Genomic DNA, 7,418 nt, shown 5'->3' with positions numbered 1-7,418 from the left:
CGACCGCATGGCCTCTGCCCTTGGCCTCCCCGAAAACGTCCGCGAGACCGCGAGTGTCATCTATCGCCGCGCGCTGGACGAGGACCTCCTCCCCGGCCGCTCCATCGAAGGTGTCGCCACCGCCTCGCTATACGCCGCCGCCCGACAGGCTGGCGTGCCCCGGAGCCTCGACGAGTTCACGCGGGTCTCCCGCGTCAAGCGCATGGAACTGACGCGGACCTATCGGTACATCGTCCGGGAGTTGAGTTTAGAGATCAAGCCGGCCGACCCCGCGAGTTACGTGCCCCGTTTCGCCTCCGACCTCGACCTCCCGGAGGAGGTAACCAACCGGGCCCGGGAGTTATTGTCGAAAGCGCGTGATGCGGGAGTCCTGAGCGGGAAGAGTCCCGTCGGCCTCGCTGCGGCGGCGATCTACGCGGCGGCATTGCTGTGCAACGAGCGGGTCACACAGAGCGACATCTCGGAGGTGGCAAACATCTCCGAGGTCACCATCCGCAACCGATACAAGGAACTGCTGGAGACGGACACAGACGAGATCCGGTGAAGTACCTCAGGGACAAGCCCCGAGGCACTTGGCCTGTTGCACCTGTAGACGGGTCGCCACAAAAGCCTTAACCGCCGGTCGTGACGGATCCGATATGGTTGAATTCAGTCTGCCACAGATAGGCCTCGAAGTGGGGGGTGGCGCACTCATCGGTGCCGTGATCGGCTTCGCGGCCAAGAAGATCGCGAAACTCGTCGCGATCATCATCGGGCTCGAACTCGCGCTGTTCAAGTTCCTGGAGACCCGCGGTATCCTGAGCGTCAACTGGGACGCCATCAGTGGCGCTGCCGGCAACGCGACGGCCGCGGCCGGCGAAGGCGGCGCACAGGTCAACTCCTGGGTCATGAGTATCCTCTCGACGCTACCCGTCGGTGCCGGGTTCACCGGCGGCTTCCTGCTCGCGTTCAAAAAAGCGTAGACGGTCGAAGACGATACAGTTTCTCACGCAGTCGGTGCGTCACGTGGCAGCTGCCCGTAGCGTTTCGCTCGCCGGTTGCTCCGTGGCGTTGTCTCCGGGTTCGGGCGTCGTCGGACCCGGTCGCTCGCTCGGAGACCGATCACCGGACGGTCCGGTCGATGGAGCGTTCGGATCCTTCTCACCACTCACGAGGAACGTCGCCAGATTCCCAATGAGAACCTCGTTGTCGGCCTCCCGGTAGGAGTCCGGTGAGAGGAACGACATGTCGCCGACTGCGACGACGTTGTCGTTGCGAGCGAGCACGGTGTAGTCCCCGCTCTCACGCGTCGATTCGAGTGTAGTCGACGGCGTCGTGGTCAACAGCGCATCGGCGTCCCCGCCGGTACGGACCGGGACGGCCTCCCGGAAGACGACCTCCTCGACGCCCTCGAGCAGGCCGCTTTCGGTGGCCGGGTTAGCGGTAACGGCTTTGAAGTTCGCGTTGTCAGTTGTCATATCGTAGAGATAGCTCGTCCCGAACGCGACATCGAACCGACTCCCGAGGTGATCGGCCTGACTCTCGACCCCACTGCTGCCGACGCTGACGACGAGACCTGCCATCGAGGTAATTCCGGAACTCGGTTTGTCCTCGAGCACAAGGACGCGACCGTCGGCCTCGGCGTAGGCCTCGACGGCGTCGACTTGTTCGGTCGTGAACGGCGTACTCGGGGCAGCGACGACGTAGGCGTCAACGTCCTGGAGCGTGGTGCCGAATTCCGAATCCGCACTCGTCCGGGAACTCGTCTCGCCACCGACAAATCGGACCTCGTGACCGGCGTCGACGAGTGCCGAGACGAGTGGCGTCACGTCTTCACGGGTGATGTCGTTGGAGTGTGCCAGATCGATCGCGACTGTCTTGGTCCCCGCCGGGCGCTCGACGGTGATCGATCCGGACTCCTCGATGGGCTCGAATTGCAGGTTCGACGGCTGGTACTGCTCGGGTGACTGCCCGGAGACGCTCGTCCCGCCGGACGAACCGAGCAGTGCCGGAGCGACTGCTGCGACGGCCAGGACCACGACCAGGACGGCGACGAACACGCCGAGGTGGCGACCGAGACGGTTCATCGGCCGATCACCTCCTGACCGCTGGCGTTCGCGGGTTGCCCCCACAGCATGAGGTAGTTGGTCGTCTCCACACCACGGTATCCGAAGGGATCGTTCCGAGTCCGAACGGTCGTGGTCCCGTTCGACTGTGAGAGGAGGATGATACCTGTCTGCTGGGTCTCACGTTCGACGATCGCGTACTGGTCTAGACCGGCCTGTTCGGCGGCGGAGGCGATGGCGCTGTCACGACTGCCGATCTCGTCGGCCAGTCCGTTCGAGACGCTCTCGGTGCCGGTGTAGACGTTCCCGTAAGCCAGTTGTTCCCGATCGAGGGAGATCGTCCCGCCACGGTGGGCGTAAACAGTGTCGAGGAACGCGCGTTTCAGCTGTTCGACTGTGTGTCTGACGTCGTCGACCGTCCCGCGAGTTCCCTTGTCCGGGCCGGATCGAACGTACCCGTCGGGGATGGTCGTCGGGACGGTCGCGTAGACGCCGACACTCCCGACCATCGATGCCGGCTTGACGAAGATCCGGTCACTCGGGACGATGCCGTAGTACGATCCCGAGGCGGACACGCCGTCGACGGTCGCGACGACGGGCATCTCTTGGGCGGTCTTGTCGACGGCCATGTAAAGCGACTCGCTGGCGGCCGCCGATCCGCCGGGACTGTCGACCCGGAGAACCACGGCCTTGATCGACTCGTTCGAACGCACGTCACGCAGGGTGTCACGGAGCGAATCGACGTAATCGGTGGTGATCGATCCGCTGATGTCGACGACTGCCACGGCGTTGGACGGCCCGTCGTCGGCGAGGACACCCCACGCGTACGGCGCGAGGACGGTACCAATCAGGACGGCTGCGACGACGACGATCCCATAGGTCGCCAGGGATCGTCCCGTCGCGTCTGTATCAGTTGACATGCTGGCAACACTAGCTGGCAATCGGGTGAACAAAGAGCGTTTTCATTTCGGTGTTTCTGAACCAGAGGGAGGGGCCCCACGCCCGGTTCATGCCGCGGCGTCCGTCTCGGGGACAGCGTCGACCGGGAGTTCGAACAGTCGTGTGCCACAGTCCTCACAGGAAACCGTCGCAACCTCGTACTCGTGACAGCAGGACGTCGTCGTCTCGGTGTCGAACGCTGTCTCTCCCCCACACGCCGGGCACCGATCGAGGTACAGCCGAAGACCGCCGGCGAGTCGACTCCGTTCGGCCGCCGAGAGGCCCCCCCACGCGTCGTCGCGTTCGGCGAGGACGCGACAGGCCGCCAGGTCGGCGACCAGTGCCGGGCGGGACTCCCACTGGGCGAGCAGCCGATCGTCCCGGTAGACCTGTACCGCCTCGGACGTCTCCCGGACGGAAACCGCTCCGTCGACATGGAAGGCCGAGGTGACCGCCCCGGAGAGTGATTCCTCTTCCAGGGCGTCGATCTCCCGGCGCCAGTTCTCGGCGAAGCTCTCGACCACTTCGAAATCCTCGCCGGCTCCGGCCGGCCGGAGCGCGTCCACCCCGAGGAGGAACCCTTCGACGTCGAGTTCCGATTCCTCCGGCACCGTCGCCGCGCTCCCGCTGCTGCCGTCGCTCGCCGTTCGATCACTTCGGGAGGCCCCCTCGATCGGCATCGTTCCCCGGCCCTGGAACGTCGGATCCTTCCCGAACCAGCGAAGCACCCGCCGTGGCAGATACCGCTTCGTGAGCGTCGGCGTCCCAGGGATCAGGTACCCGCGGAGCCAGATCTGGACGCCACACGCGATGAGGACGACGGCTTCGACGCCGGAAGCGACCCATGGCGATCGACCGAGCATGATCAGCCCCACGAAGACGCTCATCCCGATCGACAGGGCGAACACGGCGTTGACAGCGGTACACGGCAGACACCTGTTCTCGCCGGTATACTCCGGCCGCCGGTACCGATCGAGGATCGAGGTGGACGTCATCTTGCCGGGAAAGCAACGAGCCACGTAATCAATCCTCCGGACCGTTCAGCGGTTCGAAGTTCGATTGTCATGATCAAACGAGTCGTTAACGACCGGGAGAGTCGGGCCACGAGGTGTGCGAGTCGTTACCGATCGGGAAAGAAGGGCCACGACACGTTCGGGACCAGCCATCAAGCGCGTGACGCCCCCTGCGTCTCGATGACAGACAGGGTCTACTGCGTCTCGATAGCGTCCGGCCACTACCGCGTCTTGATGTCGTCCTCGTCTTTGATGATACGCGTCTCGGCCTCGCCGCTCGAAGCTTCGTTGGCAAGCTCGTAGAAGTCGTTCTGTAAGCCTGCCGGGAACGTCACAACGCCGACCCAGGAGCCGTCGGCCTGCCATTCCTCGCGTTCCAGGTCGCCGAACTCGCGTATCTGTGCCTGCCCACTGCCCGCGTGCTCTGCTGGGAGTTGCACCGCGACGGTCACCTCGTCGAAGCGGATCGGAATCACCGGCCGTAAGGCTTCCAGGGCGTCGTCGACCTGGTTCTCGACGGGTTCCATCGGATCGACCTGAAAGCCGGCTTCTTCGAGGGCGGACTCGATCCGATCCGGGGGGTGTGGGGCGTCGTCCATCTGCGGGTTGACGGCGTTCCGGGTGATTCGCTGGACGAGTTCGCGGTGCTTGCGCTGTTGCATCTCGCGGCGCTGGTCGGCGGTGATCTGGATTTCCCCATCACGGACGACGTCGGGAATGATATCGAGAGAGTCGGTCGTCCCGAAGACCTCCTCGAGGGCGTTCTCGGGCGGCCGATCCCCCCGGGAGGCGTTCTCGAAGACGTCCTCGGCGGCGATGACGTCCTCGAGTTCGCCCTCGAAGTCGCCACGCTTGATCGCCAGGGCCGCGTCGGGATCGATCAGCACCTCGAAGCGCTCACCGTGTGACTCCAGACGGGCCGTGACTGCCTCGTCAAGGGATATCATACCGGGAGCTACAGGATCCCGGGACAAAGGTGTTTCCGAACGGCGACGATCTCACTGCCAGGTGATGTAAAGCAGCGTCGCGATGGCGAGTGCCTCGAGGACCTGCAGGACCATCATGACCTCGACGGCGAACGGTGGCAGCCCGGGCGTCGGGTTGAAGTAGTACCACAGGGCGATCGCGTTCTCGGCGAGCAAGAACAGGGCGAAGACGATCGATCCGAGGGTGAACGTTGACCTGATCTCCCGGTACAACCGCCCCCAGACGACGATCAGGACGCCCAGTAGCACGACGTTGACGACGGCTGCCAGCCGCGCGATGTCGAGTATCAGCGTCATCGGTCACCTCCGTCCCATCGCGGCGTGATACGACCGCGTGCCCGGTAGTGTCTCATTGTTCTAGCTGCGAAATGATGTCTTCGATCGTGTCCCAGTGCTTTCGCGCCCGTTCGCTCGGCAAGTAGACCGTCCCGTAGTCCTCGTCGGCACTCGTGACGATATCGTTGTCCTCGAGGACGTCCAAGTGGTGACGGATCGTGTTGTACGCGAGATCGAGGTCGTCGGCGAGGCGGTTGGCGTTTCGCGGCCGGTCGTCCAACGCGCTGAGGATACGTGCCCTGTTGGGGCCACCACGCGTCCCGGCAAGTGTCTGCCAGAGGACCGCCTCCATACCCAGTATCGTTTACCGCCGGGATTATATAAACAACCGGTCGCGACGTGGCTGTTCGGCGCGGGACCGGCCGCTCCTGAACGGGGGCATCCGTCGTCAATGGCGAGACAGTACCCACCGGGGACCACTGAGGGCCCATTGGTGTCCCTACCCGAACCAGCGAAATAGGGATTGTGGTGGTTCTGACTCAAATCTCTCGCAACTGCAGCACCGACGAAAACGGTTTTCGAACGCAATTGCGGAACATTCGCGCCGAATTTGAGTCTAAATCGCGAAAATTGTTAAATAACTATCAATCGCAGGTCGGCACGCCTATGACGGATCGTACTCCGACACGACGGCGGCTGCTGGTGAGTATGGGTGCGGCAACCACGCTCGGACTCGCGGGCTGTACGGGTGATTCGGTGGACACGACGACAGAAGACGGGTCGATGAACACCGAGACGGCCACTCCGACAGAGACGGTCACTCCGACAGAGACGGAGGCAGCGGAGGGCCGCCTCAGGGTCGCACACATGTCACCCAACGCGCCTAACGTGGACGTCTACCTCGAGGACACTGCCGTCCTCGAAGACGTGGAGTACGGCGCAGTCAGCGGCTACCTCTCAGTCGCCGCCGGGGAGCACACGGTGACGATCACAGCGGCCGGGGACCCCGGAACGGAGGTGTTCAGCGGACCAGTGACCGTCGCGGCGGGTACCGACTACACCGTCGCCGCCACGGGAGAACTCGGCGAGGACGTCGACCGGCCCTTCGAGCCGCTCGTGTTCGAAGACGACACCTCGGAGGTGGCTGACGACGAGGCCCGGCTTCAGGTGGTCCACGCCTCGCCGGACGCCCCAGCCGTCGACGTGACCGCCGGCGGCGGGGATATTACCCTGTTCGACGGCGTTGCGTTCGGCGAATTCGGCTCCGTGACCATCGATGCCGGCGAGTACACAGTCCAGATCCGCGGCGACACCGAGGGCAACGACGGCGACGTCGTGGCCGAGTTCGACATCGACCTCGCGGGCGGGGAGATCTACACGGCGTTCGCGGCGGGCTACCTGATGCCGTCGGAGGCTCCGGCGAACGTCCCCTTCAACCTGCTGGTGACGACGTCGAGCGGCCGGGAGGCTGCGATGGTGCCTGAACCCGAACCCGAGGAGGGGCGCGTGAAAGTCGCGCACTTCTCGCCCAACGCGCCCGACGTGGATGTCTACGTCGACGGCTCGGCCGTCCTGGAAGACGTTTCGTTCGGTGTCATCAGCGATTACATGGCGGTGCCCGCGGGCTCACGAGCGATCGAGATCACGCCCGCAGACGACCCCAATACCGCCGTCTTCTCCGGTGACGTGCCGGTCACGGCCGGCACCGACTACACGATCGCCGCGGCGGGCGAAGTCGGGGACATGGCTGACCGGGACTTCGAACCCCTGATCCTCGAGGACGACACCACGACCCCGGAGTCGGACATGGCGAAAGTCCGACTGGTCCACGCCTCGCCGGACGCCCCGGCCGTCGACGTGACGCTGGCGAATGGCGACGTTCTCTTCGACGGGGTGACCTACGGCGAATCGGGATACATCACAGTCCCCGCTGGCGGGTACACGCTTGAGGTCCGTGGCGATACCGAGGGCAACGACGGCGACGTCGTCGCGAGCTTCGACCTGGACCTGGAGGGCGGGACCGTCTACTCCGGGTTCGCAATCGGTTACCTGACCCCCGACGACGAACCCGGCGACCCGAGCTTCGACCTCGCACTCGCGGTCGATGCCAGTCCCTCGATGAACTGATCCGCCAATTCCTGGAGCAGGCCGTTCCGCCA

9 protein-coding genes are annotated in these 7,418 nt (G+C 64.6%); 3 read left to right on the top strand and 6 right to left on the bottom strand.

Features of this window, described 5'->3' with window-relative positions; genetic code table 11:
- Both E3374_RS04275 and E3374_RS04270 read left to right on the top strand, forming a co-directional pair.
- Nucleotides 1-544 (top strand): transcription initiation factor IIB (locus E3374_RS04275; RefSeq protein ID WP_136687879.1); only part of this gene is annotated, 544 nt, incomplete at its 5' end.
- Between the two features lie 94 nt (nucleotides 545-638).
- Nucleotides 639-962, top strand: a complete 324-nt coding sequence (locus E3374_RS04270) for an FUN14 domain-containing protein (RefSeq protein WP_136687791.1) — start codon at nucleotides 639-641, stop codon at nucleotides 960-962.
- Nucleotides 963-1,001: 39 nt separating this feature from the next.
- On the opposite strand, the gene E3374_RS04265 is transcribed toward E3374_RS04270, so the two are convergent.
- The 6 genes from E3374_RS04265 to E3374_RS04240 all read right to left on the bottom strand — a co-directional run bounded on the left by E3374_RS04265 (nucleotide 1,002) and on the right by E3374_RS04240 (nucleotide 5,611).
- The gene (locus tag E3374_RS04265) at nucleotides 1,002-2,066 is read right to left on the bottom strand and encodes a motility-associated ABC transporter substrate-binding family protein (protein ID WP_136687790.1); all 1,065 of its coding nucleotides are present in this window, start codon (nucleotides 2,064-2,066) and stop codon (nucleotides 1,002-1,004) included.
- Entirely contained in the window at nucleotides 2,063-2,965 is a 903-nt protein-coding gene (locus E3374_RS04260; protein ID WP_136687789.1) for a S49 family peptidase, read from the bottom strand. Before E3374_RS04260 ends, E3374_RS04265 begins: the two co-directional genes overlap by 4 nt.
- An 87-nt stretch (nucleotides 2,966-3,052) precedes the next feature.
- The gene (locus E3374_RS04255) at nucleotides 3,053-3,979 is read right to left on the bottom strand and encodes a hypothetical protein (protein ID WP_136687788.1); all 927 of its coding nucleotides are present in this window, start codon (nucleotides 3,977-3,979) and stop codon (nucleotides 3,053-3,055) included.
- Between the two features lie 239 nt (nucleotides 3,980-4,218).
- On the bottom strand, nucleotides 4,219-4,944 hold the full coding sequence (locus tag E3374_RS04250) for a ribosome assembly factor SBDS (RefSeq protein WP_136687787.1): 726 nt from the start codon (nucleotides 4,942-4,944) through the stop codon (nucleotides 4,219-4,221).
- 51 nt (nucleotides 4,945-4,995) lie between these two features.
- Entirely contained in the window at nucleotides 4,996-5,280 is a 285-nt protein-coding gene (locus E3374_RS04245; RefSeq protein WP_136687786.1) for a hypothetical protein, read from the bottom strand.
- Between the two features lie 52 nt (nucleotides 5,281-5,332).
- Nucleotides 5,333-5,611 carry an ArsR/SmtB family transcription factor gene (locus E3374_RS04240; RefSeq protein WP_136687785.1) on the bottom strand — a complete coding sequence of 93 codons (279 nt, stop codon included), beginning with the start codon at nucleotides 5,609-5,611 and terminating at the stop codon, nucleotides 5,333-5,335.
- A gap of 314 nt (nucleotides 5,612-5,925) precedes the next feature.
- Here E3374_RS04240 and E3374_RS04235 point away from each other — a divergent pair, with 314 nt between their 5' ends.
- A complete protein-coding gene (locus tag E3374_RS04235) occupies nucleotides 5,926-7,386 on the top strand; it encodes a DUF4397 domain-containing protein (protein WP_136687784.1) in 1,461 nt (486 codons plus the stop codon).
- Nucleotides 7,387-7,418 lie beyond the last annotated feature (32 nt).

The sequence above is a fragment of the Halorhabdus amylolytica genome (genome assembly GCF_004944975.1).
Taxonomy (GTDB): domain Archaea; phylum Halobacteriota; class Halobacteria; order Halobacteriales; family Haloarculaceae; genus Halorhabdus; species Halorhabdus amylolytica.
This window is presented reverse-complemented; position numbering and strand designations above follow the sequence as displayed.